At 60.5% G+C, this 24665-nt stretch carries 24 protein-coding genes, 1 tRNA gene and 2 pseudogenes; 9 read left to right on the plus strand and 18 right to left on the minus strand.

Annotated features, from left to right (window positions below; genetic code table 11):
• Positions 1 to 13: 13 nt before the first annotated feature.
• Complete coding sequence (locus tag FCU66_RS15460) at positions 14 to 925, plus strand: dihydrodipicolinate synthase family protein (RefSeq protein WP_136616860.1); 912 nt, start codon at positions 14 to 16, stop codon at positions 923 to 925.
• A gap of 750 nt (positions 926 to 1675) precedes the next feature.
• Here the strand turns inward: FCU66_RS15460 and FCU66_RS15465 are convergent.
• The 6 genes and pseudogenes from FCU66_RS15465 to FCU66_RS15490 all read right to left on the minus strand — a co-directional run.
• Positions 1676 to 1861, minus strand: a pseudogene (locus FCU66_RS15465) (ferritin-like domain-containing protein); the annotation flags it as partial.
• A gap of 225 nt (positions 1862 to 2086) precedes the next feature.
• Positions 2087 to 2971, minus strand: coding sequence for an NAD(P)-dependent oxidoreductase (locus FCU66_RS15470; protein WP_136616859.1), 885 nt, complete (start codon positions 2969 to 2971; stop codon positions 2087 to 2089).
• A 254-nt stretch (positions 2972 to 3225) separates the two neighbouring features.
• The gene (locus FCU66_RS15475) at positions 3226 to 4131 is read right to left on the minus strand and encodes an NAD-dependent epimerase/dehydratase family protein (RefSeq protein ID WP_136616858.1); all 906 of its coding nucleotides are present in this window, start codon (positions 4129 to 4131) and stop codon (positions 3226 to 3228) included.
• 47 nt (positions 4132 to 4178) lie between these two features.
• The gene (locus tag FCU66_RS15480) at positions 4179 to 5210 is read right to left on the minus strand and encodes an aldo/keto reductase (RefSeq protein WP_136616857.1); all 1032 of its coding nucleotides are present in this window, start codon (positions 5208 to 5210) and stop codon (positions 4179 to 4181) included.
• Positions 5211 to 5272: 62 nt separating this feature from the next.
• Positions 5273 to 6298 (minus strand): L-glyceraldehyde 3-phosphate reductase, encoded by a 1026-nt coding sequence (gene mgrA / locus FCU66_RS15485; protein WP_136616856.1) that lies wholly within the window; start codon positions 6296 to 6298, stop codon positions 5273 to 5275.
• Between the two features lie 173 nt (positions 6299 to 6471).
• Positions 6472 to 7377 carry a LysR family transcriptional regulator gene (locus FCU66_RS15490; RefSeq protein WP_136616855.1) on the minus strand — a complete coding sequence of 302 codons (906 nt, stop codon included), beginning with the start codon at positions 7375 to 7377 and terminating at the stop codon, positions 6472 to 6474.
• 729 nt (positions 7378 to 8106) lie between these two features.
• On the opposite strand from FCU66_RS15490, the gene FCU66_RS15495 reads away from it, so the two are divergent.
• Positions 8107 to 8958 carry an SDR family NAD(P)-dependent oxidoreductase gene (locus FCU66_RS15495; protein ID WP_246093913.1) on the plus strand — a complete coding sequence of 284 codons (852 nt, stop codon included), beginning with the start codon at positions 8107 to 8109 and terminating at the stop codon, positions 8956 to 8958.
• A gap of 122 nt (positions 8959 to 9080) precedes the next feature.
• Here the strand turns inward: FCU66_RS15495 and FCU66_RS15500 are convergent, their stop codons facing one another.
• The gene (locus FCU66_RS15500) at positions 9081 to 9428 is read right to left on the minus strand and encodes a hypothetical protein (RefSeq protein WP_136616854.1); all 348 of its coding nucleotides are present in this window, start codon (positions 9426 to 9428) and stop codon (positions 9081 to 9083) included.
• A 259-nt stretch (positions 9429 to 9687) separates the two neighbouring features.
• On the opposite strand from FCU66_RS15500, the pseudogene FCU66_RS42645 reads away from it, so the two are divergent.
• Positions 9688 to 10743 (plus strand): annotated as a pseudogene (locus tag FCU66_RS42645) (recombinase family protein); the annotation flags it as partial.
• Positions 10744 to 11085: 342 nt separating this feature from the next.
• On the opposite strand, the gene FCU66_RS42650 reads toward FCU66_RS42645, so the two are convergent.
• Positions 11086 to 11292, minus strand: a complete 207-nt coding sequence (locus FCU66_RS42650) for a hypothetical protein (protein ID WP_342778165.1) — start codon at positions 11290 to 11292, stop codon at positions 11086 to 11088.
• A 40-nt stretch (positions 11293 to 11332) separates the two neighbouring features.
• Positions 11333 to 11409 (minus strand) — tRNA-Met (locus tag FCU66_RS15510).
• A 240-nt stretch (positions 11410 to 11649) separates the two neighbouring features.
• Between FCU66_RS15510 and FCU66_RS15515 the strand changes: the two genes are divergently transcribed.
• Complete coding sequence (locus tag FCU66_RS15515) at positions 11650 to 12615, plus strand: Gfo/Idh/MocA family protein (RefSeq protein ID WP_136616976.1); 966 nt, start codon at positions 11650 to 11652, stop codon at positions 12613 to 12615.
• Positions 12616 to 12623: 8 nt separating this feature from the next.
• Here the strand turns inward: FCU66_RS15515 and mnmA are convergent, their stop codons facing one another.
• Complete coding sequence (gene mnmA / locus FCU66_RS15520) at positions 12624 to 13814, minus strand: tRNA 2-thiouridine(34) synthase MnmA (RefSeq protein WP_136616853.1); 1191 nt, start codon at positions 13812 to 13814, stop codon at positions 12624 to 12626.
• Positions 13815 to 14103: 289 nt separating this feature from the next.
• Between mnmA and sciP the strand changes: the two genes are divergently transcribed.
• Entirely contained in the window at positions 14104 to 14379 is a 276-nt protein-coding gene (gene sciP / locus FCU66_RS15525) for a CtrA inhibitor SciP (RefSeq protein ID WP_013529904.1), read from the plus strand.
• 71 nt (positions 14380 to 14450) lie between these two features.
• Here sciP and FCU66_RS15530 read toward each other — a convergent pair whose 3' ends face one another.
• Positions 14451 to 15377, minus strand: coding sequence for an NADP-dependent oxidoreductase (locus tag FCU66_RS15530; protein WP_136616852.1), 927 nt, complete (start codon positions 15375 to 15377; stop codon positions 14451 to 14453).
• 90 nt (positions 15378 to 15467) lie between these two features.
• On the opposite strand from FCU66_RS15530, the gene FCU66_RS15535 reads away from it, so the two are divergent.
• Entirely contained in the window at positions 15468 to 15866 is a 399-nt protein-coding gene (locus FCU66_RS15535) for a winged helix-turn-helix transcriptional regulator (protein ID WP_136616851.1), read from the plus strand.
• Positions 15867 to 15966: 100 nt separating this feature from the next.
• On the opposite strand, the gene FCU66_RS15540 is transcribed toward FCU66_RS15535, so the two are convergent.
• A complete protein-coding gene (locus FCU66_RS15540) occupies positions 15967 to 16344 on the minus strand; it encodes a flagellar export protein FliJ (protein WP_109659601.1) in 378 nt (125 codons plus the stop codon).
• A 451-nt stretch (positions 16345 to 16795) separates the two neighbouring features.
• Between FCU66_RS15540 and ctrA the strand changes: the two genes are divergently transcribed.
• Positions 16796 to 17491, plus strand: a complete 696-nt coding sequence (gene ctrA / locus FCU66_RS15545) for a response regulator transcription factor CtrA (protein ID WP_006203583.1) — start codon at positions 16796 to 16798, stop codon at positions 17489 to 17491.
• 97 nt (positions 17492 to 17588) lie between these two features.
• Here ctrA and FCU66_RS15550 read toward each other — a convergent pair whose 3' ends face one another.
• Together FCU66_RS15550 and chpT are read right to left on the minus strand one after the other, a co-directional pair.
• The gene (locus FCU66_RS15550) at positions 17589 to 17993 is read right to left on the minus strand and encodes a response regulator (RefSeq protein WP_136616850.1); all 405 of its coding nucleotides are present in this window, start codon (positions 17991 to 17993) and stop codon (positions 17589 to 17591) included.
• Between the two features lie 236 nt (positions 17994 to 18229).
• Positions 18230 to 18859, minus strand: a complete 630-nt coding sequence (gene chpT / locus FCU66_RS15555) for a histidine phosphotransferase ChpT (RefSeq protein WP_136616975.1) — start codon at positions 18857 to 18859, stop codon at positions 18230 to 18232.
• A gap of 392 nt (positions 18860 to 19251) precedes the next feature.
• Here chpT and FCU66_RS15560 point away from each other — a divergent pair, with 392 nt between their 5' ends.
• Both FCU66_RS15560 and FCU66_RS15565 read left to right on the plus strand, forming a co-directional pair.
• Entirely contained in the window at positions 19252 to 19788 is a 537-nt protein-coding gene (locus FCU66_RS15560; protein ID WP_245270509.1) for a DUF1134 domain-containing protein, read from the plus strand.
• A gap of 232 nt (positions 19789 to 20020) precedes the next feature.
• On the plus strand, positions 20021 to 21151 hold the full coding sequence (locus tag FCU66_RS15565) for a coiled-coil domain-containing protein (RefSeq protein WP_136616849.1): 1131 nt from the start codon (positions 20021 to 20023) through the stop codon (positions 21149 to 21151).
• 2 nt (positions 21152 to 21153) lie between these two features.
• Here the strand turns inward: FCU66_RS15565 and FCU66_RS15570 are convergent, their stop codons facing one another.
• From FCU66_RS15570 to FCU66_RS15585, 4 genes are all read right to left on the minus strand, one after another.
• A complete protein-coding gene (locus FCU66_RS15570; RefSeq protein ID WP_136616848.1) occupies positions 21154 to 21957 on the minus strand; it encodes a TrmH family RNA methyltransferase in 804 nt (267 codons plus the stop codon).
• Between the two features lie 217 nt (positions 21958 to 22174).
• Positions 22175 to 22519, minus strand: a complete 345-nt coding sequence (locus FCU66_RS15575) for an ArsR/SmtB family transcription factor (protein WP_136616974.1) — start codon at positions 22517 to 22519, stop codon at positions 22175 to 22177.
• 145 nt (positions 22520 to 22664) lie between these two features.
• Positions 22665 to 23453, minus strand: a complete 789-nt coding sequence (locus FCU66_RS15580; protein WP_136616847.1) for a HugZ family pyridoxamine 5'-phosphate oxidase — start codon at positions 23451 to 23453, stop codon at positions 22665 to 22667.
• Between the two features lie 31 nt (positions 23454 to 23484).
• Complete coding sequence (locus FCU66_RS15585) at positions 23485 to 24660, minus strand: CaiB/BaiF CoA transferase family protein (RefSeq protein WP_136616846.1); 1176 nt, start codon at positions 24658 to 24660, stop codon at positions 23485 to 23487.
• Positions 24661 to 24665: the final 5 nt, after the last annotated feature.

A 24665-nucleotide genomic window follows, 5' to 3' on the forward strand; every position in this document is an offset into this window, starting at 1 on the left:
GAAAGACAAGCACATGAATTTGCACGGTGTCATAGCCGCCGCAGCCACGCCGGTCACTTCGACTTGGCAGATCGACAACGATCATCTTATCGAACACTGCCGATGGCTTCTCGGGCCGGGAGGCTGCGACGGCATCAATCTGCTGGGCACGACCGGGGAGGCCTCCTCGTTTTCCGTTGCGCAGCGACTCGGCGCGATGGAAGCAGTTGCTAAAGCGGGTTTGCCGCTTGACCGGTTCATGGTCGGCACTGGGGCTGCAGCCCTCGGCGACACCTGCATGCTGACTTCTGCCGCACGGGATCTCGATTTTGCCGGCGCACTCGTCATTCCGCCGTTCTACTACAAAAGCATCGGCCAGGAAGGCTTGCTGGCCTATTTCCGCGCGTTAATTGAGACCATCGGCTGCGATGGCTTGCGGCTGTATCTCTACAATTTTCCGGCGATGTCGGCAGTGCCTTACGATCTTCAGAGCGTGGTCGGATTGAGAAGCGCTTATCCGGAACAGATACTTGGATTGAAGGACAGCTCCGGCGATCTCGACTATGCAGCCGCTGTTGCCAAAAGCCTGCCAGGGTTTTTGGTGTTTCCGAGTGCCGAAGGGTCTTTAGCGACAGCGACCGAAATGGGATTCGCAGGTTGTATATCCGCGACCGCAAATGTCACAGGGCCGGCTGCTGGTCGAGCTTGGAGAAGTGACAATGCCGACGAAAAGAGCACAGCCTTGAAGCTAGCAACTGAGATGCGAAAGGCGATTACCCGGTTTCCGCTGGTAGCGTCGGTCAAAGCAGCATTGTCGATCATCCAGAAGGACACAAATTGGCTGCGCTTGGTTCCGCCGTTGACGGGACTTTCGCCAGGAGATGCTGACGAGCTTTCTGGGAGATTACAAGATTTCAATTTACGGGACAATGAACAACATACATAACCCATGCGTTGAATAAATCAGACAGTGCCCCGTATCTTGGAGACTTGTTTGGAATTCTGGGTTAGCGCACACGCTCAGCGTAGGATGCCCTCAAATTTGGGTTCTGCGGACAGTCCGTCGATTTCGCGTGGGAGTCTGCTTCTGCCCTATTTTTCTCTGCAGCAGACGGTCCACTATCGGCCCAAATGCGGCTGCGCTCATAGCGCTGTGATCAAAAAATGCATTGATTGACCTTTTTTGTGGATAGAACTGAGGCAACGCTCGCATGGAAACTAATTGTCTTCTTGGTTCTTTGGTTCGCCAGGCCATACGAGAACATACGAAGGATATGGTGTGGCGAACCACCCGCTAACTGGTTGATTTTGTTGATAAGATGACGTCCCTCCGGGCCCACCACATTAATGTATATCAAAGGCTTACCCGAAAATATTCACAGGTGAGTTCAATTATCTCGGCTAAGCTCATGGCGTTCGAAAGAAAACATTTGGGCCCTTTGCGCGTCGATTCTCCTTCTCATCCAAGACACACGTCACACCTAATACAGAAATTCTGGCGCCGAAAGAGCGCTGAGCGATCCGTGCGGTGATCGGCGGCAACGACGTGCAAATGGGATGGTTGGGCGCTCATGTGGCAAGGGGGAAAGTCTGCATTTTCCCTGCCATAGACCGGTCGGATCGAAGCAGTCATGGCGAGCATCCTCAAACCGTTGGCTAATTCGAGCTGACCCCGTCGCCGCGCGGCGGCAATGCGTTATCCGTTAGTGCCGCGCAGCGTCTCGAATAGGAACCAGACGCGCTTCTCGCCCTCGTCGATCCAGTTTTCCATAAGGCTGGCGGTGGCCACATCGCCATATTCGTCGCAGAGATCGTGCATCGAGCGCATGCTCGCGACCAGCGTTGCATTGTCCTCGCGCAGTTCGGCGAGCATCTCGTGCGGCTGAGCCAACGGGAGTGGTCCGAACAAGGAAGAGCGTGCTCAGCGATCGTCGATTTGGCCACGTCGAGCGGTTCCGCGGCGCGCAGGGCAGTATCCAAGAAAGCTGTGGCCGCCCAAGAGCGCTCCCGGTCTGCGATCCTTTTTGAATGAAATGCGCAGTCAGGTCGATCCTTGGACAGGGGGCCACCTCCTGGTCTGCCTTTGCTGGCGCGGAATCGCGGGTCCCTACTTTGCTGCCTCCCCAGCATCTCTTGCTGCAAGCGAACCAAGCGCCGACCAGTCGAGATTGTCGCCGCCATGGGCGAGCAGGCTCAGGAAGCGGTCACGCAGAAGGCTGGCGATGGGAAGCGGTACGCGCAGCTCTTCGGCCGCCGCGAGCACCAGCCGGATGTCCTTCTGGCCGAGTGGTGCAGCGAAGCCTGCCGGCTCGAATTTTCGATCGACGATCAGCCCGCCATAGGTCTTATAGACAGGAGCGCCAAACAACGTCGAGGTGAGCATATCGAGATACTGATGTCGATCGACGCCGCCTTTACCGACAAGTGCAAGCGCCTCGCCGAGTGATTCGATGACCGAAGCGATCAGGAAATTGCCGCTGAGTTTCACGAGATTGGCGGCCTTGGGCGTCTCGGATACAACGAAAGTCTTCTGCCCAACGGCGTCGAAGAACGGAGTCGCGGTTGTGACCGCCTCCGACTCGCCGGCGGCAACGACAAAGAGCTTTCCGTCCGCCGCAGCCTCAGGCCGACCGAACACGGGAGCAGCGACGAAGCGTTGGCCGGCTGCGGCGTGATCGGCTGCGAGCCGCTCCGCCAAGGCAACACTAATTGTACTGGAGGAGACATGGATCGCGCCTTTGGCCAGGCTCGCAAGTATGCGTTGGTCGCCATACACCACGCTTTTGACCGCATGGTCGTCTGCCAGCATCGTCACGACGATCTCGCCATCGCAGGCTTCCGCAACCTCGGCGGCAGACCGGGCGCCCATCTGGACGAGCTCTTCGTCCTTGCCGGGCGTCCTGTTGTAGACGGTAACGTCATGCCCGGCCTTCAAAAGATTGGCTGCCATTCCAGCACCCATGCGCCCGAGTCCAATGAAACCAACATTCATAACGGTCTCCTTTGTCGATGACCCACGTGCAGATCCAGAGTTCGCTCCGTCTTGGAAAAGCGCTCTGAAGCGGCCGGGGCGATGATCGATGCTGCCTCGGACTCTGGTCCGATCGCAGAGATCATCAGCGTGCGCTGACGATCCTACTCCATTTCTTCGTCGCGACGGCTGTGCTTTGAGTTCTCGGGTGTCGTTTTGCCCCCAGGACGAGCGGAACGAACGGCCGGTACTCCCACACCGCGCCAGCGCCTTCGTCAGACATATTTCCGCCAGTTATGCTCCTCGCGGAATCCGAGTACCTCGCGCGCCTTGCGGTTGGACAGCGGCGCTTCGAATTCGCCCATCGGGCGGGTGAGCGGCACATCAGGGCACCAACGCCTCAAGAAGGCCTCGGTCGGCTCATTGGCGGTGATCGTGTCGTTGACGGCATTGAATACCTGAAAGCCGAGACCGTCCCTACGGACGCAAAGATCGACGATCTGACCCAGGTCGCGCGCGTCGATGTAGCTCCAGGCATTTCGTTTGCGCGACGGTGGATCGGCGACGAAACTCGGGAACCGGTCGTATTCATGCGGCTCGATTACATTGCCGATGCGAAGCGCATAGATGTCTGTATCGAAGCGCATGGCGAAGGCGCGCGCCGTTTTCTCGTTCACCACCTTGGACAGGCCGTAGCTGTCCATCGGGTCGACATCGTAATCCTCCTCCAGGGGAAACTGGTGGAAGTCCTTGTCCCCTTCCGCGAAGCAGATGCCATAGGTGGTTTCGCTCGAGGCGATAATGATCTTGCGGATGCCGAGCTTTGTCGCCGCCTCGATGACATTGTAGGTCGAAGCGACATTGGCCTGGAAGGTGACGTTGTCGGGGCGCAGCAACAAGGCGGGGATGGCGGCAAAATGCACGATAGCATCCACCGGCGCAGGCCCCTTGCCCGTGGTGAGCCCGCTGCTGTCGAAATGCATCGACAGCGCGTTGAAGGCCTGCCCGCTGTCGGTGAGGTCGGTGATCAACGTCCTGACACCGGGGTGGGCGAATGGCACCAGATCGAGGTTGAGCACCTCGTGGCCGCGCTCCAGCAGGTAGGGAATAGCGTGCCGGCCGGCCTTGCCGGTGCCGCCGGTAAAGACGATGCGCTTGCCTGGGGTATCGGATGCGGACATGCTGGCCTCCTTTGATGTTTATCGATGCGGTTGGCGTGCCGCCGAAGTCAGCGGCCACCCTCGATCTTGCGGTCGCGCTGGCTTATGCCGCCCGTTCCATAGGGATATTCCGACATTTCCGGTTTGCTCGCCACGTTGAGTTTGGCAATGTTCTCGTCCGTCAGCCTCAGCTTGGCCGCACCGAGATTGTCGGCCAGTTGCTCTCGTGTCCGGGCCCCGAGAATAACCGACGTGACCGCCGGCTGCGCGGCGACCCATGCCAGCGCCACCTGCGCCATGCTCGCCCCAAGCGCTTTCGCGGTATCTTCCACCGCGCCAATCACGTTCCAGGTGATCGGCCTGGCGTTGCGGGCGGCGAACGCTTCCATGCCGCGTGTGGGATTCTCGCCAAGGCGCGTGGCGCCCGCCGGCACCTGGTCGCGCTTGTATTTGCCCGAAAGCCATCCGCCGCCCAGCGGCGACCACGGCAGCAGGCCGATACCGGCGTCGAGCGAGGCCGGCACAAGCTCATGTTCGATGTCGCGGACCAGCAGGCTGTACTGCGGTTGCAGCGTCACGGGTGGTGTGTAGCCATTGGCTTTGGCCAGCCACACCGCCTTGGTCAGGTGCCAGCCCAGGAAGTTGGAGAACCCGTAATAGGCGATCTTGCCGTTACGGATCGAGTCGTCGAGAAAGCGCAGCGTCTCCTCCAGCGGCGTCAGCGCGTCCCAGGCGTGCATCTGGTAAAGATCAACCTGCTCGACGCCCAGGCGTTTGAGCGAGGCATCGAGCGCTGACCCGAGATGCTTGCGGGACAGGCCGAGATCATTCGGTCCCGCGCCCATGGGGAAACGACCCTTGGTGGCGATCACCAGATCCTTGGCGGTTCCGGGCTTGCTCTTGAGCCAACGGCCGATAATCTCCTCTGACACGCCGGCACTGTAGACGTCGGCCGTATCGATGAAATTGCCGCCGGCCTCGACATAATCATCCATAAGCGCGAACGACGTAGCTTCGTCGGACTCGTGTCCAAAAGTCATGGTGCCGAGGCAATAGGCCGAGACGACGGCGCCGCTATTGCCAAGCTTGCGATACTCCATGGTCTTGCTCCTTCAGGGATTTGATCGGGCCTGTCGCGTCGCGGGCCGATGCCATCGTCTCCTCAGGCTGCCTTTGATTGAGCTCGCCAGAGGTCGACGCCGCCCTCGGTTGCGTACCCGTCGATTTTGCGGAGTTCCTCGGTATTGAATTCGAGCTTCTCCAAAGCGCCGAGGGAATCATCGAGTTGGGCCACGTTGCGCGCGCCCACCAGCGCGCTCGTTACGCGTGGATCTCGCAAGGTCCACGCGATCGCCATCTGGGCAAGTGTCTGCCCGCGGTCGCTTGCGATCGCGTTCAGTCCGCGGACACGCTCTATGTTTGCATCACTCAGCAACTTTGTGTCGAACGAGCCGCCACGCGCCGCACGCGCGCCGTCCGGGACGCCGTTCAGGTACTTTGATGTCAACAGCCCCTGGGCCAAAGGCGAAAAAGCGATACAGCCGGCGCCAAGCTCTTCCAGCGTATCGAGCAACCCGTCCTCGATCCAGCGGTTCAGCATCGAGTAGGAGGGTTGGTGGATAAGCAGGGGAATGCCTTCAGCCCGCAGGATGCGCTCTGCCTCCCGCGTCCGCTCTGGCCCATACGATGAAATTCCGACGTAGAGCGCCTTGCCTTGCCGCACCATCTGCACGAGCGCGGCGATGGTTTCTTCGAGCGGAACATCCAGTGTCGGGCGGTGGGAATAGAAGATATCGACATATTCGACACCCATTCGCTTCAGGCTCTGTTCGAGCGAAGCAAGCAGGTGCTTGCGGGATCCACCCGCGCCATAAGGACCCGGCCACATATCCCAACCGGCTTTCGAGGAGATGATCATCTCGTCGCGGTGGCTCGAAAAGTCCTTTTTGAGGACCAGTCCGAAATTCTCTTCCGCCGACCCGTAGGGCGGGCCATAATTGTTGGCCAGGTCGAAATGAGTGACGCCCTTGTCGAAGGCACGCCGGATCACCGACCGGCCGGTCTCGAAGACATCTTGACCACCGAAGTTCTGCCACAGCCCCAACGAAATCGGCGGGAGCTTCAGCCCGGACCGACCACAGCGGCGGTAGGCAATCGCGTCGTATCTCTTGGCATCTGCAACGTACATTCAAGCCTCGTATTTGCATTGCATGCGCCATTCCGGTCCATCGGCCGCGCAGCATTCGAGAGATTGAATAGCATCGTCGATTAATGAATCAATGGGTGATAGGTAATCAGATCAGTGAGCTGTGCTCATCGATGGCCAATTGATTGTCACCCATGGTCCGGCCTCCGCAAAGTTCATTTCAGCGGATTGAGTTCGCGTATCACTTGAACAAGGGCGCTGATCCCGAAGGGCAGTTGCCGGCGACTCGAATAGTACATGGACAATGGTGGGCCGATTGACGACCATTGCGGCAGTGCCACTTCCAGCCGTCCAGCCGCAAGGTGAGGGCTCGCGAGCTTTTCCAAGCAATAAAACAGACCAATACCGTCGATCGCAGCATTGATGGCGAAGGCAGACTCACTTGAGATGAGTGAGCCAGGAACGTCGATCTCGCGCCGATCGTCGCCCTGCTCGAATTCCCATTTGTAAATCTGCCCTCGCCCCGTGCGGATGCGGATACATTGATGGGAATGAAGATCGTCAGGCAATTCCGGCCGACCGCGGCGCTCGAAGTAAGCCGGTGCGCCGACGACCACCCACTTGAGTGGCGGCGTCAATGGAATGGCGATCATGTCCTCCGGTATCGTGCCACCATATCTGAGACCGGCATCGAAGCCTTCCGCTGTCACGTCGACGAAGTGATCGTCGACGGCAATCTCCAGTTCGATATTGGGAAAGCGCTGCAAGAAGATCGGCAATGCCGGGCGCAGAAGTAAAGTTGACGCATCGCGCAGTACATTCAACCGCACACTACCGGCGGTCCCTTCGTGGTGCCCGTGCAGTTCTTCCAAGCCGGAATTGATAAGATCGAGGCCAGCACTCACTTTTTCGGCCAGCGCGCTTCCCGCTACTGTTGGAGCAACACTTCGGCTTGTGCGGTTTAGCAGCCTTACTCCAAGTCGCTCTTCAAGCGCTTTTACCCTGTGGCTGAGTGCTGATGCGGTTACGCCCAGATTGTCCGCCGCCTTTCTAAAACTGCGATACTGTACGATGAGCAGGAATATCGAAAGATCGTACACTTCAGCGCGACTAAGCGACATAACAACTCCCAATATCTAGATCGCCACGGCCTGGGCGTCGGTGCAGAGATGAAAACTCACCGATGTGGCGTTAAGCGGACGAGATCGAATCCTCACGATTGATCCACCATGCCACACAAAAATAACGCCGCCATCCGTCAGATGTGTCGAGCTCGCGAGTGCGCTGAATCATGCCCTGGCCGGCCGTGACGGGTGCTCTCCGCGTTGAAAGACGAACCATTCGTCGATTTCGGTCGGATTGGGGGACGCGGAAACTCGTCGACCGCGCCTTTCTGGAGATTGGCATCGAGCGTCGCACAGTCTTCGTGGTCAGCGACCTTGAAACGCTCGTGTAACTGGTTGCCTGCGATCCCGCGATAGCCCTTGTTCCGGAAGCCATCGCCGAAGCACGGCCTGCACGCTCAGCATCAACCCGATCGCACAAACAGAACTCTGCTGTCGTAAGCTACGCAGCCGGCGACGGCCCAAGTCATTGCCCTCCAGATCACGCGCCGAAGGTCTTCTGCAACTCCTGGCGAACACGAGAAGACCTGACAGCAGTTTTCAACCAATAAAGGACCATGACTTCAAAAAACTGCCGGATATGGCTCATCCCGCTGCCAGGGAAGAACTCGCTCCCGCTCGATGTCCAATCCTCGACCCGCTGTGGCACTGACGCTGAATTGAAGAGCGGAGCATATCCCTGCTTTGGTCCCCCGTTTCTCAGCGGAATGGATCAGAGATGCCGCAATGCGCGCATCTGTATCGTCTGCAGGAGGTACCATGCGCTTTAGAGGTAAAGACGTTCTCGTGACCGGCGGGAATTCGGGGATAGGCCGTGGTATCGTCCACTATTTCCTGAAAGAGGGAGCCCGGGTGGCGTTCGCAGGCCGCGATCGCGAAAAGGGCCGCGCCGTTGAAGCGGAAGCAAAGGCGATCGAAGGTGAAGCCCGCTTTTTCCAGTGCGATCTGTCGGAGGAACATCAAGTCGAGGACCTGATCGGCCAGACCGGCCAATGGGGGCGGCTGGCGGTTGTTGTCAACAACGCAGGCGCCGGTTCGCGCCGGAGCGGGATCGAACCGGGCGATCGCCCCGGAGCGAGGTGGGACAAGATGCGCGGCGCTAACCTGGACTCCACCTACTTTGTATCCTCCTACGCCTTGCCGCTGCTGCGGGATTTCGGCGGAGGTGCTATTGTGAACATATCGTCTACGGCTACCTTGCACGGCAACTGGGGCCTGTACTGCGTCGCCAAGGCGGCCGTTGAGGCGCTCACACGATCGTTGGCCATCGAAGGCGCTCCGCATCGAATCCGGGCGAATTGCGTCAGTCCAGGCTGGATTGCCACCGAAACCGATACAGCGGCGCCCGCATCGGGTGCCGGCGACTGGACTGTGGCGCCAAGCGTGTTCGGCCGGATGGGTACGCCGGCCGAAATTGCTGCGGCTGTCGCGTTCCTTGCGAGCGATGAGGCTTCGTTCATCACGGGCCAGACCTTGGTCGCCGATGGAGGCCTATCGATCCTGGATTACACCTCGCTGTCGCTCCTCGAGCAGCGCGGCTCAGTGCTGTTCTCCGGCATGGTCGGCGACATTCCGTGAGCAGGGCTCAAACAGACCCGAAGATCACACGCCTAACGGCCTGCAATAGTGGGATCGACGCTGGTTTCATTTCGCCAGGTCAGCTGGCCTCAGTTGGTTAAGTGGGCCTCATGGACCTGCGCTCAGACCACTGCGCTAACCGCTTCGCGGTGGTTCTGGGAGGGACCATGCGGAACGATACGGGAAGATTTCTGATTCTGACCCACGAAAAAGCCAATGAAATCAACGGTTATGGCACATCCTTCGGGCCCACCAGATTTATCAATGCGTCGGGCTACAATCGTCAAATCGGCACGATCAGCGAATGTCGGTATCGGTGGTTGCGTGTCCGTGATTTGAACCGAAGGCTTCGGATCGACAACCGGCGGGTTGACCCATTCAGGTCGCAATGACGTTTCAACAAACTCACGAGAAGATCCCGCTGGCGCCTGTCCCTTTCGCACGTCGTCGTGTCCGATCTGTACGAACATGCGCTTGGTCCGCTTCCTTAACGCTGAAGGCCCCCACATCCTTCACTCCGATGAAGCAATCGGTGAACAAGCGGAATGCCGCTGGGCCAAATGCCTGCACGCATCAGGCGGTGCAACATGCGCTCGATCCTATGCTAGTTCGGTTCGTGGAAGCTCTTGCGATTGCCGATGCTAGGCGCGATCATCTCGCCGTGAGGCTATCTGCTTCGACATCTAAATGGGATGTCGAAGCAATTGGTCGTAACGGCGAGGTTCATGAATGACACGCGCAGCCATCTATGCCCGGTTCTCGACCGAGCTGCAGAACGAGAAATCCACCGATGACCAGATAGTCCTTTGCCGCGCGTATGCTGCGCGGCATCGGCTTGATGTGGTTGCGGCCTACGAGGACAAAGCTCGCTCTGGCGCTTCGATGTTTGGCCGCGATGGCCTGATGAGAATGATGGATGCGGCGCGCGAACGAAAGTTTGATGTCGTCATTGTTGAGGCACTCGATCGCCTTTCGCGCGATATGGAGGATCTCGCGGGGCTTCACAAACGACTGTCATTCCTGGAGATCGAGATCCAAGCTGTTCACGACGGCACGGCTGACGCAATCTTGATCGGGATTCGAGGTCTGGTGGGCCAGATGCAGCGCGAGGACGGTGCAAAAAAGGTGCGCCGAGGAATGGCCGGAGTGGTTCGGGACGGGCGCCATGCCGGCGGTCGCGCATACGGCTATAGGGCAGTTCCCGGGAGACCCGGTGAACTGGAGATCGTTGAAGAGGAGGCTAAGGTTGTTCGCCGGATTTTTGCGGCCTACACCTCTGGCCGACCACCACGCGAAATAGCACAAGATCTCAATCGCGAAGGCGTTTGTCCGCCGCGCGGCACTCGTTGGAACGCCTCGACCATCAACGGCAATGCACAACGTGGCGCGGGAATGATTTTGAACGAGCTTTATTTTGGACGCATCGTCTGGAACAAGGTTCGGATGGTTAAGGACCCAGATACCGGCAGGCGTCTGTCCCGTCCGAATAGCCGCGACCAGTGGCAGACAATTGACGTCCCACAGCTGCGTATCGTTGACGAAGAGATATGGCGATGCGCGCAGGCCTTGAAGACAGAAAGATCCCGCCTGAAATCGAGTGTGAAGCGTCGGCCGCCGCACCTCCTCTCGGGCCTGTTACGATGTGGCGGCTGCGGTTCGGGAATGTCGGTGCACGACCGCGACAAAACTGGCAAAACACGAATCCGCTGCTCGACAGTTCGTGAGAGCGGCAGCTGCTCCAATCGTCGCATAGTCTATCTGCGGAACATAGAGAAAGCTGTATTGGATGGAATGCGTGATGAGCTGAAGGACCCGCGCCTCATCGAGATTTACGCGCGGAATTATAATCAAGAGCGTCAACGGCTGGCAGCCGGCGCAACCAATGCTCGGACCACCCTCGAGACAAAGATCGCGCGGATTGAAGCCGAGCGACAACGCAACATTGACCTAGTAGTCAAGGGAGTCATTGGGGATGACGACGCCCGAGAACGCATTGCCGAACTGAAAGGTCGACGCATCGAGGCCGAGGCAGAACTCGCCAATCTTGAAGAGGCGCCGTCAACCCTTGCCGTACATCCAGCGACGATAGAGAGGTATGTCAAAACGGTCGACGAGCTCGCTTCGGTTTTAGCTCATCACGCCGATGCGAATGACGATCAAGGCGCGCTGGTGAAGAGCTTCCGCGCGCTCGTTCACAGTGTGACAGTTCATCCCAAAGGGGCGCGCCAGGGTATTGAGGTCGAGGTCAAAGGCAAGCTTTCCGCCCTCATCGGCGGCAACACATTTCCCCAAGCGCGCTATGCTGGGGAACGCGCGGTGGCCGAGGAGCGCCACAGGCAAGATCCCACTATTACGTACGATAGTGGGTTTAGGGTGGTAGCGGGAGAGGGACTTGAACCCCCGACCCCAGGATTATGATTCCCGTGCTCTAACCAACTGAGCTACCCCGCCAGGGCGGCGAAAGGCCCGAAATCCGCCTCAAATCGAAAGGCATGTCGGGGGCGTTCGCCAAGGTCGCGCGGATATAAGGTTGGGAGGGTGAGCCTGTCAAGCTTCGAAGCAACCGGCTTGCCGGCTTATCGTCATTATCGAAAAGCTTTACCGCGCAGACATTTGGTTGCTGCCGCCGGGGTTGAGTTCGGGGGGGCACGTCGCTATGTCTCGGCCACGAGTTTTTAGAGTTTGAAACAGATGAAGCCGCGCATTGCAGTCCTCGGTTGCGGATACTGGGGCAGCAACCACATCCGCACCCTCAAGGCGCTCGGCGCGCTGCACGCGGTTTCCGACACCAACCGGGCGCGTGCCGAAGGCTTCGCCAGCGAGCAGGACTGCCTGGCGATCGAGCCGGACCAGTTGTTCGTCCGTGACGATATCGACGCCATCGTCATGGCACTGCCGCCGCAATTCCATGCCGACCTTGCCGTGCGTGCCGTCGAGGCCGGCAAGGACGTGCTGGTGGAAAAGCCGATCGCGCTGACGGTTGCCGACGCCGAGCGTGCGGTGCAGGCGGCCAAGGACAATGGCCGCGTCTTCATGGTCGGCCACGTGCTGCGGTTCCATCCCGCCTTCGAGACGCTGAAAGGGCTGATCGACAAGGGCGAACTCGGCGAAGTCCGCTACATCCACTCGCACCGGCTCGGGCTCGGCAAGTTCCACACCGAGAACGACGCGCTGTGGGACCTGGCGCCGCACGATCTGTCGATGATCCTGGCGATCACCGGCACAGAGCCGATCGAGGTTCGCGGCGAGGGGGCCGCCCTGCTCGACAATCTCAGCGACTTCGCGCATCTGCACATGCGCTTTCCCAACGGCCTGCGCAGCCATCTCTTCACCTCGCGTCTCAATCCCTATCGCGAGCGGCGGCTGACCGTGGTCGGCACCAAGGCGATGGCGGTGTTCGACGATGTCGAGCCATGGGAACGCAAGCTTGCCGTCTACCGCCATGCGGTGTGGCAGGACAGCGGCCAATGGGCCTTCACCACCAATGAGCCGTCCTATGTCGCGGTTGCCCAGGGCATGCCGCTGACCCGCGAGCTGGAGCATTTCATCCAGTGCATCGAGACGCGTGCCGAGCCGCGCACCAGCGGCGAGGAAGCCATCAGGGTGCTGCGTATCCTGACCGCAGGCACGGTCACGCACACCAAATCGAATTCCTGAAAGCGGATTTATTCCGCGGGAATCTGCGCCGGCCTGGCAGCAAGCCGGGTCAGCATGGCCTCGGCCTCGGCGCCGCGCTCCGAACGCTCGATGAAGCCGCCGCCGAACACGCGGGCCTCGTTGCCGTCATCGGAGTAGAGCACGCAGGCCTGGCCCGGCGCGATGCCGGACTCGCCGTCGACCAGTTCCACCCATGTGGCGCCGGCACGATGATGCAGCACGGCCGGGCGCGGCGGGCGCGTCGAGCGAACCTTGGCGAACAGCTCCAGGCCGCCTGCAGGGACGTCTGTGAGAGGTCCGTCGCCCAGCCAGTTCATGTTGCGCAGATAGATCTTGTGCGTCTCCAGCGCCTCGCGCGGGCCGACCACGACGCGGGCGCGGTCGGCATCCAGATGGACGACGTAAAGCGGCTCGCCGGAAGCGATGCCGATGCCGCGGCGCTGGCCGATCGTGTAGCGCAGGATGCCTTCATGGCGGCCGAGCACGCGGCCGTCGATGTGGACGATGTCGCCCGGATTGGCGGCCGTCGGCTTCAGCTTGGCGATGATGTCGGAATATTTGCCCTGCGGCACGAAGCAGATGTCCTGGCTGTCCTGCTTGGCGGCAACCGTCAGCCCCATCTCCTCGGCAATGGCGCGAACCTGCGGCTTCGACAGCCCGCCAAGCGGAAAGCGCAGATAATCGATCTGTGCCTGCGTGGTGGCGAACAGGAAATAGCTCTGGTCACGGTCGGCATCGACCGGCCGGTAGAGCGCGCGGTGGGCGCCGTTGGCGCCGGAGCGGATATAGTGGCCGGTGGCCAGCGCGTCGGCGCCAAGCTCCTTGGCGGTGGCCAGGAGGTCGGCGAACTTCACCGTCTGGTTGCAGGAAACGCAGGGGATCGGCGTCTCACCGGCGACGTAGCTCTCGGCGAAGGGATCGATCACTGCCTTGCGGAAGCGCTCCTCGTAGTCGAGCACATAATGGGGAATGCCGAGCGTCTCGGAGACACGGCGGGCATCGTCGATGTCCTGCCCGGCGCAGCATGAGCCGGCCCGGTGCGTCGCCGCGCCATGGTCGTAGAGCTGCAAGGTGACGCCGACGACATCATAGCCCTCGCGCTTCAACAGGCCAGCGACGACCGATGAATCGACACCGCCCGACATGGCAACGACGATGCGGGTGTTTTCGGGGCGTCCGGGAAGATCGAGGCTGTTCATGGTTCTTTCGTTCTGCACGGCGTCTGAATGCCAATGACGGGAATATAGGTCAAGCTTTGCGGCTACGCCAGCTTGCAGGGCCGATCGACAAGCAGCGACCGGTCCGGGGAATGGGCGGATTTTTCCGCGTGTAGCAGGCGCTTCCGGGCGGATGTTTCAAATGCCGGTGAAAAGACTAACGCGGCGTTCATGATCCTTACCTAGTCATTAGGGTCTGCTTAGGCAATTTTTAAAGCTGTGGCGGTAACGTGGCGGGGATTGGGTCTTTGAGTTTTTTGTAGAGAGTACGATGACCGATCTGGTTAGACCGAGAGTCAAGTATGTTATCGGGCCTGACGGCAGCCCTCTTACGATTGCCGATCTGCCGCCGACGAATACACGTCGCTGGGTTATCCGGCGTAAGGCGGAAGTGGTTGCGGCAGTGCGCGGCGGGCTTTTGAGCCTGGACGAGGCATGCCAACGCTACAAGCTCACCACCGAGGAATTCCTGTCCTGGCAGGCGTCGATCGACGAATATGGCCTTGCCGGGCTGCGCACGACGCGCATCCAGCAATACCGGCACTAGAGCCGGTCTGAACACGATCAAAGGGCGCGGCACTCCGCGCCCTTTTGTTTTTGACGCGATTGTTGCGGCGGTCAGACCGCCAGCACCACCTTGCCGATTGGCTTGGTGGCGAGGAAGGCGTGAGCAGCCCCCGCCTGGTCGAGCGGGAATGCCTTGGCCACATGGACGGCGAGCTCTTTCGCATCGATCAACTGAGCCAGTTCCAGCAGGCCCTCCCTGTCGGGTACGACGGACATGCGCTCGACCCGGATGCCTTGCGCACTGGCCTGCGCCCTGGTGGCGTCGCTGACATTGAGCAATGACACCAGCACGCCGCCGCGCTTGAGCACCTTCAGTGAGCGTTCGGCATGCTCGCCGCCCATCGGGTCCAGCACCAGGTCGATGTCGCGAACCTGGTCGGCAAAATCGCCCTTGGTGTAGTCGAGCACCTCGTCGACGCCGAGTTTGCGGACGAAATCGAGCTTGCCCGGGCTGGCGGTGGCGATGACATAGGCGCCGCGCGCCTTGGCGATCTGCACCGCCAGATGGCCGACGCCGCCGGCCCCCGCATGCACCAATACGCGCTGGCCCGATTTCAGTCCGCCATGGCGGACGAGGCCTTGCCAGGCGGTCAGGCCGGCCAATGGCAGGGCGCCTGCCTGGAGGTGGTCGGCGCCCTTCGGTTTCAGTGCGATTTCATCGGCAGGCACAGCCGCCAGTTCGGCATAGGCCGCCGCCTGCTTGGGAAAGCGCGGCATGCCGAACACCTCGTCGCCGATCTTGAAGCCGGTGACGCCAGCGCCGAGCGCCTCGACTGTCCCCGAGATATCCCAGCCCAGGATGAAGGGCGGCTCGCCGAGCAGCTGATAGTGGCCGGCGCGGACGGAGCCATCGACCGGATTGATGCCGGCGGCCTTGACGCGGACCAGCACCTCGCCGGCCTTTGGTGTGGGGTCGGGCTGGTTGGCGATGACAAGGACGTCGGGTCCGCCGACGGAATTCTGGATAACGGCACGCATTGAGATGTCTCCTGCTTGGTTGGTGCCACTATCATTTGGATAGTAATTGTCTGTTGTCTAGTATGTACCTTTTTGATATATATGCACCTTATGGATAGTGAGGATGACTGCGGTTTCGGCTATGATGCTTTCCGGCGGACGTGCCCCTCGCACACCGTGCTGGAGATGCTGGCCAGCAAATGGGTCTATCTGGTGGTTTGCGCGTTGCGCAAAGGCCGGCTGCGCAATGGCGAGCTTGCCCGCAAGCTCGAAGGCATTACGCCGAAGATGCTGACGCAGACGCTGCGCGTGCTCGAGCGCGACGGACTGGTGCGGCGCGAGATCTTCCCGGTCATCCCGCCGCGAGTCGAATATGAATTGACCGAACTCGGCCAGAACCTGGCGGGACTGCTTACCCAGATCAGATCATGGGCGGAGCAGCATGCACCGGACATCAAGGATGCCCGTGCAAGGGCAATTGCCGATGGTGAAGGGGATTGGGCCGCTTAGGGCGGTTTTCAGTTCTCTTGGCGGCCTTCCCGCCAAAGGCTGGAAGCCGAGATCATGCACTCGCCGGGTGGCAAGCGCTGATGTCGTGTACAGGCCGGCTTCAGCCGATCATGGCGCTGCGGCCGCCGATTTCGGCTTCGCGGATCTTGGTGTCACGCGATTCCAGCATTTCCGCCTTGGAAAGCTCCGCTTCAGCTTCGCCGAGTAATGATTCGGCAGTGCTTCGCTGCTGCGCGAGGTCGCTTTGCGAATTTCTGAGGTTGTCGCGGCGCAAACGCGCCGCCTTGGCGAAGGTCGGATAGGCGAAATGGTTGATGTCGGTGATGCCGGCCTTCTTTTCTTCAGCGGTGATCTGAAGCTCCAGTTCGACGGCCATGCGTTCGAACTCGGCGATCATCATGTCGAGCTGCAGCAGCTGCCGCCGCTTCTCATTCACCTGAAACTGTTTCAGCCGAACGAGGTTTTCACGTGACTTCATGATTCGGTACTCCCGGAAACGCACACCCGCACTTATCGTCCAAACCACCTGGAAACGCCCAGGCCGCACCCGTGTCCACCGGCTTTCCCCGAACTATGGGAAACAAAACCCTAAAGTTTTTTGCCGGCGGTAACCATTCGTTTACGGGCATTGTTAATCATACGGGTCAGGACTTAAGGCCGGGTAAAAATTCCGGCCGCCGATGCGGAAGCGACGTCGATGAGTCCCTGGAGTCACTTAGTCCAGATTGTTGATGTGTTGCATTAGGATTTGGTTCTGAGATTCGTTATTAGATTCAAGAGGGTGTAGAAAGAGGTTAAAAAATCTGGTACCGTCGTGGACGGGAAATTAGGTTTTGTTAACCATTTGATGGCAGCCTCTGCACAAGGCAACCACTGCTCCGGGTCCGGACGGGTCGTGAAATGGTCCGGCAGCAGAAAAGGGGAATGAAATGCGTGTTCTGCTGATAGAAGATGACAGTGCAACCGCACAAAGCATCGAGTTGATGCTGAAATCGGAAAGTTTCAACGTCTACACGACCGATCTCGGTGAGGAGGGCGTCGATCTAGGCAAGCTCTACGATTACGACATCATCCTTCTCGATCTCAACCTGCCTGACATGTCGGGCTACGAGGTCTTGAGAACGCTTCGCCTTTCCAAGGTAAAGACGCCGATCCTCATCCTCTCCGGCATGGCCGGCATCGAGGACAAGGTGCGCGGCCTCGGCTTCGGCGCCGACGACTACATGACCAAGCCGTTCCACAAGGATGAGCTGGTTGCCCGCATTCATGCCATCGTGCGGCGCTCCAAGGGACATGCCCAGTCGGTCATCACCACCGGCGACCTGGTGGTCAACCTCGATGCCAAGACCGTCGAAGTCGGCGGCCAGCGCGTGCACCTGACCGGCAAGGAATACCAGATGCTGGAGCTGCTCTCGCTGCGCAAGGGCACGACGCTGACCAAGGAAATGTTCCTCAACCATCTTTATGGCGGCATGGACGAGCCTGAGCTCAAGATCATCGACGTCTTCATCTGCAAGCTGCGCAAGAAGCTCGACGCGGCATCCGGCGGCCAGAATTATATCGAGACGGTCTGGGGTCGCGGCTATGTGCTGCGCGAACCGGAAGACATCCGCGTCAGCGCCTGAGCGACGAACACGTTCGAACAAAAAACCCGGCCTCGGCCGGGTTTTTGCATTATAGCTGACAACTATTGGTTTTTGCACACTTTTAGACGGAAGGCCGTCACGCGCTTTTCCTGGAATTGCTCAACGCCGCCGAATCAGGTGCGATCTTCAAGGTGCGAAAACGCTCGAGCAGTTGCGGCCTGTTGAACGGCTTCAAGAGATAGCCCTGGGCGCCGGCGCGCTTGGCCCGCATGATCGAGGCGATATCGAGCTCGACCAGTGAAATCAGGATCTGCGGCCTTATCGGGCTCTCCATGGCGCGCACGCGACGGATGAGATCGACCGCCGGCACATCAGGCAAGGCGCCATCGACGACGATGATGTCGGGCATGTCGGCGGCGCACATCTCCAGCGCGTCAAGTCCGCTGGCTGCCTCGATGACAATCATTTCGGAGCCGCCCAGGATGCGTTTTGCAACCTTCCTGATGACGCTTGAATCGTCGACGAACATGCAGCGTTTCATTTCCGGGTCCTCTTTGCCTTCTGGCAATCCGGTAGCGTCGGGGGCATCCAGACGCACCATAGGCCAATCTGGTAAAGAAGCCGAAAAGGCGTTAGGTAAAATTTTTACAAAGATGGCGGCTGCTTGCTTTATTCGCGAATGCTTCGACACTGCCCAGGCGACTAACCGCACTTCATGTCGATGGGCCGGAACTACAGATTTCGATGTAAAAATACTTCAGCTTCTCGACCGCGCTATCAGGCCGCCGAAAGCACGATTTCTTCCGGCGTCGCGTGGATCGATATCGTCATGCCGGCCTCGCGCGCCAGAAGCAGCGTGTAATAGGGCTGCACGGAATGCGCGTCGATCGGCTCCTCCGGCTTGTGGCCGGAATGCAATTCGAGGAATTTCGGCGGCACACGCAGCATCGGGCCAGCCGCCGCAAGTGCGAAACGCGGTTCGGTCTCGAGGTTTTCCAGCGTCACCGAAAGCTTGCCGCCGCGCGGAATGGCGGCGTTGGCGACGAGGATCAGGTTGAGCAGCAGCTTGACCTTGTTCTTGGGCAGCAGTGCCCGGGTCCCGTTCCAGGTCAGTTCCGGCTTTTCGTTCTTGAGGAAGGCGATGGCGACCGCTTCGGCATCGCCGGTATCGATCAGCATGCCGGCTGAGCCGGCGGCGCCGAAGGCGATGCGGGCGAACTGCAGGCGGGCCGAAGCGTTGCGCGCGCTCTGACGGATCAGCTTCATGGCGTCTTCGTCGGCGCCGCCTTCATCGAGCAGTTCGAGCCCATTGTTGATCGCGCCGACCGGCGAGATGATGTCGTGGCAAACCCGGCTGCACAAAAGCGCTGCCAGATCGGGTGCGGAAAGGGTGAACAGTTCGGCCATCGGCGAAAATCCCTGCAAAATCTCATAACTCATGGCCGAGCGATCGATCGTCGCCTGCCCATACGAATCACGCACTCTCTCCTCGGGCTTTCTGAATACACAGCACCCGTGCGTGCAGCAACAAATCCAAAATTGTGGATGTGGCAAATGGCGTGTTCACGCAGGCCGCCGGCCCCACTTGAGCGACCCCAAACAGCCTTCGAACCGCCATGTTCATGTGGGAGCTTAATGGTTGAAAAAGGATTACGGCATAGTTTGCCCGTAACAGTTACCCTTAACGGCCGGCTAAAAGAGCCGTACGGGGTGCGAGGCGTCGGCGAAGGTGCTCCCTGACGGAGATTGGAAGCATGTTTTCCCGATACTACGACCGGAGCTTTCTCCGTGTCTTCTCAATGGCGGTCACGCTCCTGGGCGTTCTCGTCTTCTCGACTTCAGCCCTGCGGGCCCAGGAATACACCGCTCAGGAGATTGTCGATTCCGGGCACAAGTTCTTCGGCGCGACATCAGGCGGGCTCGCCACGGTCGTCGAGAAGATCTTTGCTTCCTACGGCCTGCCTAACGGTTATCTGCTGGGCGAAGAGGGCTCGGGCGCGCTGATCGGCGGCCTGACCTATGGCGAAGGCACGCTCTACACCAAGAATGCCGGCGATCACAAAGTGTTCTGGCAAGGCCCGTCGCTCGGCTGGGATTTCGGCGGCGAGGGGTCGCGGGTGATGATGCTGGTCTACAATCTCGACGATGTGGGCAGCCTCTACAACCGCTATGGCGGCGTCGCCGGTTCGGCCTATGTGGTGGCTGGTGTAGGCTTCAACGTGCTGAAGAACAACAATGTGATTTTGGTGCCGATCCGCACCGGTGTCGGTGCCCGGCTTGGCGTCAATCTCGGCTATCTGAAGCTTACCGAGCGCGCCACCTGGAATCCGTTCTGAGCTGAAGGTCTTTGGCCTATGCATGTCGTTCTCCCAAAACCGGGACCGCTTTTGGGCGACATGCATTAAACCCGTACCGTTGCGGCAAACCCTTGCCGCAACGCTGGATTTCCGCCATGTCAACGTGGCACAGTCAAAAGCGCTCTTGTTGCGTGTCGTTGTCCCAGAACCGGTTCCCATTTTTGGGCGACATGCATTGGTTTGATGGTTGCCGTCCACAACGGGTAGTCACTTGGTCCAGTCGGTCCTGTTCTTCGTCCTTGGCTTTCTCTGCGCCGGCTTTCTAGCGCTTATGGTGGCTCCGGCCATATGGCGTCGCGCCGTCGCCCTGACACGCAAACGTGTCGAAGGCTCGATCCCTTTGACGCAAACCGAGATCCAGGCGGACAAGGACCGCATCCGCGCCGAGTACGCCATGTCGACGCGCCGCCTCGAAATCAGCGTCAAGGCGTTGCGCGAGAAGGCGGCCGAACAGTTCGTCGAGATCAATCGCGGCCGCGAGGCCCTGAAGGGGCTGGCGGTCGAGCGCATGGACAAGAACCATGCGCTGACCGAACTCGGCGCCAAGAATGAAGCGTTGCATCAGCGCGAGGGCGAGTTGCATCAGCTTTCGGAGCGGCTCAAGGAAACCGAACGCAAGCTGGAAAAGCGCGCGCTCGAGCTGGAAAAGCTGGAGCGCATGTATGACGACGCCAGTTTTTCCTCCAGCAGCCGGCAGATCGAGCTCGTGGCGCGCGAATCCGAAATGCAGAAACTCGCCAGTGACATTGCGCTGCTGCGCGGCCAGCGCAAGGAAGCCGACAGGCGCGGCCAGGAAATCGCTGCCGAAAGCAAGGCAGCACGCGACGCCCTGAAAGCCGAGAAGAAAAGGACCGCCGAGCTCGACAAGAAGGTCGAACGGCTGCTGGCCACGCTTGCCGATCGCGAGGACAAGCTCGACCGCCGCGAAAAGGAGCTGGCGCGCATGCGCGAAAAATCGAAAGCCGAAGACAGCGCACCGGCCTTGCGGCTGGTCGGCAAGGGCGGCGAAACGATCAAGAGCGACGACCTCGACAAGGCAATCGCCAAGCTCGACAGCGACCGTGAGCTGCTCGAGGCCAGGCTAACGGCGCTGGCGCGCGAGAACAAGCGGCTGAAGGCGGACCTCACCGCGCTGGCCGTGTCCAATCCCACGGACGGCAGCTCCGCCCTGCGCGAGCAGATGAACGAACTCGCGGCGGAGGTCGTCCATCTGACGGCCAAGCTCGAGGGGCCTGGTTCGCCGATCGCCAAGGCGCTGGCGGCACCTTCGGATGCACGCTCCGGCAACCGCAGTCTTGCCGACCGCGTGCGGGATTTGCAGAAGGCTGACGCGACAAGCTGAAATCAGCTCTCTTTTGCCGAAAAATGATGCAGCGCGATGGCTGATGCGGCTGCGACGTTCAGGCTGTCGAAGCCTTCCGACATGGTGATCCGCACAGTGTGCAGGCTTGCAAGCAGGCTGTCCGGCAAGCCTTCGCCCTCGGTGCCGAGATAGAGCGCCAGGCGCTCGCTCCGCTGCGCATCGCGGATGTCGGTCAGCCCGCGTGGCGACAGCGCGAATTGTTCGAAGCCCCGCCGGACGAGCATCGTCGTGAAGTCGGCGGCGTCGTTGAACGATGCGAAAGGGATCTTCAGCGCGGCGCCGACGGAAACGCGGATCGCCTTGCGGTAGAGCGGATCGCAGCATGTTGCATCCAGCAGAACCGCGTCGGCGCCAAAGGCGGCCGCGTTGCGGAAGATTGAGCCCATATTGTCATGGTTGGCGATGCCGACGAGCACCACGACCAGCGCCCGGGCCGGCAAGGCATCGAGAAGAGCCTCAGCCGACTGCGGCGCCCCCTTGCGTCCCATGGCCAGGATGCCGCGATGCATGTGAAATCCGGCGATTGCGTCCATAACCGCGCTGGTGGCGACATAGATCGGGAGGTCGGCCGGCGCTTTGCGCAGGATATCCTCGAGGCCGGCCAGCCGGTTTTCCAGGACCAGAACCGATTCGGCGGCAAAACGTCCGGCCGAGAGCAGCAGGTCGAGCACCACCTTGCCTTCGGCGACGAAGCGGCCTTGCCGGCCGGCGAGGTCGCGCTCGCGGATGTCGAGATAGGCAGCGACGCGCGGATCTTGCGGGTCGTCAATGCGAATGGGATCCATGCATTCCTCGCGGCCGTCGCATCGGCCCGAAAATCCGGACCGATCCGCGGCGCTCACCTTTGGTTCGGAAAGCACGATGCGACAATTCGAGACGATCAGCTACCTCTGTGCGCCCGGATGGGCGCATGTCGCTCTGAAAACGATCAGCTACCTCTGTGCGCCCGGATGGGCGCATGTCGCTCTGAAGTCGCCGGCGAGGACAGCGGCTACAGGGTGGTCAGGTTCCGGCACGGCGCAAACGGTGCGCCATCTGGGACAGGTCATCCTTGCCGCTGCCGAAAATGCCGTCCAGCATATGGAGCAGTTCGCGCACGGCGTCGGATTTACAGGAATAGTAAATCATCTGCCGGTCGCGGCGGGTTTCGACGAGGTCGAGCGCCCGCAACTTGGCCAGATGCTGGGACAGGGCGGATTGACTGAGCATCACCTTCTCGGCGATGGCGCCGACCGACATTTCACCGTCGGCGAGATAGCTCATGATCAACAGCCGCTTCTCATTGCCCATCAGCATGAGAAATTCGGCCGCCGCTTCGGCGTTGACGATTAGCTTTGTCGAGACCATCGATCCCCCATGCTTCTTGTTCATCCTGACGCCATGGGGGCAATGGCATCTGATTCCATAAACTCACTCGTGAATCGGCGCATGCGATTCAGCGTCATCAACAAAAGGTAGAGCATTTCATTTAAATCTCAAGTGTTGCTTTTGATCAATCATAATTAAGTCCGGTCCCAGCGTCGACCGAGGCCATTCCGACCCTGGCCATTTCGACCAGAACGTGTCGCAATTCGCGTGCTGCCGCCAGGGGTTGTGGGAAGAAGACCCGGCAAACATCGTCGCCCGACACCAGATCCATACCATCGGCATCGAATCCGGCAACGCTCCAGCCGTTACCGGACACTTTCGTGAAGTGCTTTGCATAAACGGCGATCGCGTCGAGATGGTCGGCGTTCATGTGGTCGATGGCGGATTGTTCGCTCGCCGCCAGTTCCTCGACGATCGGTCCGCTGGTGAGCAGATCCGATTGATCGAGCTGATAGGCCTTGCCGAAGCCACCGTTGAGGCTGGCGCGTTGCGGCTCAAGACGAAAGATCGAAAAGTCGCCGAGACCGGCGTAAAGTTTCGCCTTGGGATTGCGGTTGAGATAGCGGCGTTCGGCGCGGGTGTGTTCGCTTGATCCGCGCTCAAGCCGTGCCGTCTGGCAGACCAGAGTCAGGCGCGGGTGCGCCAGCGGGTCGCCTTTGCCGGGTTCGCCAAGCAACAGGGAACAGCGCGGATCGGCAAGCAGGGCCCCGGTGCGCGCCGAGAGCATCGACACCAGGATCAGCGGCGCGCCATCGATGTCGGTGGCCACGCCGACCCTGCTGGCCAGCGGCCAGCCGGTTTGCGGTTCGATCACCGCCAGAGCGCCAAAGCGGGCGCTGCGCAGAAGCGTCTTGCCCAGCCGGATCGCTTCGGCGTCTGTCTCGCGGATCACGTCCTTCTTCGGTTCGTCCAAGGCAGCACCGCAATAAGTTGATTTTTCTTCTCTAGTTATCGGTCAGCAAACCGGATTTGACAAGGTCGTCGATCTCGGCTTTCGCAAGGCCGAAACGTGCCAGTATTGTCGCCGGCGACAAATCCTCATCGCCGGGCATAGTGGCCAGTGTCGGTTGCGAGCTCGAGAAACGCGGCGCCGGGGCAGGGCGCTCGAATGCACCCGCCCTCACAAAGGCGTTGCGCGCCCGATTGTGCGGGTGGTGCTTCGCCTCTTGCAGCGACAGGACGGGAGCGACGCAGGCATCGGTCTGGGCAAACAGCAGGTCCCAGTCGTCGCGCGATTTCTGCCGGACCCGATCGGCGATGGCCGCGCGCATCGGCGGCCACAGTGCCTTGTCGTACTGGCCGGACACAAAGCGCTCGTCGAGCGGCAGCAGCCTGACGAATTCGGCGAAGAATTGCGGCTCGAGGCAGCCGATGGCGATGTGGCGTCCGTCTGCCGTCTCATAGGTGTCGTAGAAGGGGGCGCCGGAATCGAGCAGGTTCGCGCCGCGCTTTTCGCTCCACAACCCGGCGGCCATCAAGGCGTGCAGGGGCACCGCCAGCATCGAGGCGCCTTCGACCATCGCGGCGTCGATGACCTCCCCCTTGCCCGTGCGCGAGCGTTGGAACAAGGCGGCCAGCATACCGGCAACCAGCATCATGGCGCCGCCACCGTAGTCTGCAACGAGGTTGAGTGGTGGGACGGGGCGGTTGTTGGCGTGGCCAATTGCGTGCAGCACGCCGCAATAGGCGAGGTAGGTGATGTCGTGGCCGGCGCGGCCGGCGAGCGGCCCATCCTGGCCGAAGCCGGTCATGCGGCCGTAGATCAGCGCCGAGTTGCGCGCCAGCACTGCCTCCGGGCCGAGGCCAAGCCGTTCCATGACGCCGGGACGAAACCCTTCGAGCAAGATGTCCGCCTTTTCGGCCAGGCGCAGCAGCAGATCGGTGCCTTCCCGGCGCTTCAGGTCGAGGCGCAGGAGGGCGCGGCCGTGGCGATCGATGTTGTACTCATCCGGCAGCGACAGGAGCTGGCTCTTCCCCGCCCGTTCGATGCGCAGCACTTGCGCGCCCATCTCCGACAGCAACAGGCCGGCCAGCGGCACGGGGCCGAGCCCGGCCATCTCGATCACCTTCAGCCCGGCCAGCGGACCGGTCTTCCCGGCAGCGGACAGGCCGGTGCTCATGACCT

The sequence above is a fragment of the Mesorhizobium norvegicum genome (genome assembly GCF_004919685.1).
Classification (GTDB): Bacteria; Pseudomonadota; Alphaproteobacteria; order Rhizobiales; family Rhizobiaceae; genus Mesorhizobium; species Mesorhizobium norvegicum.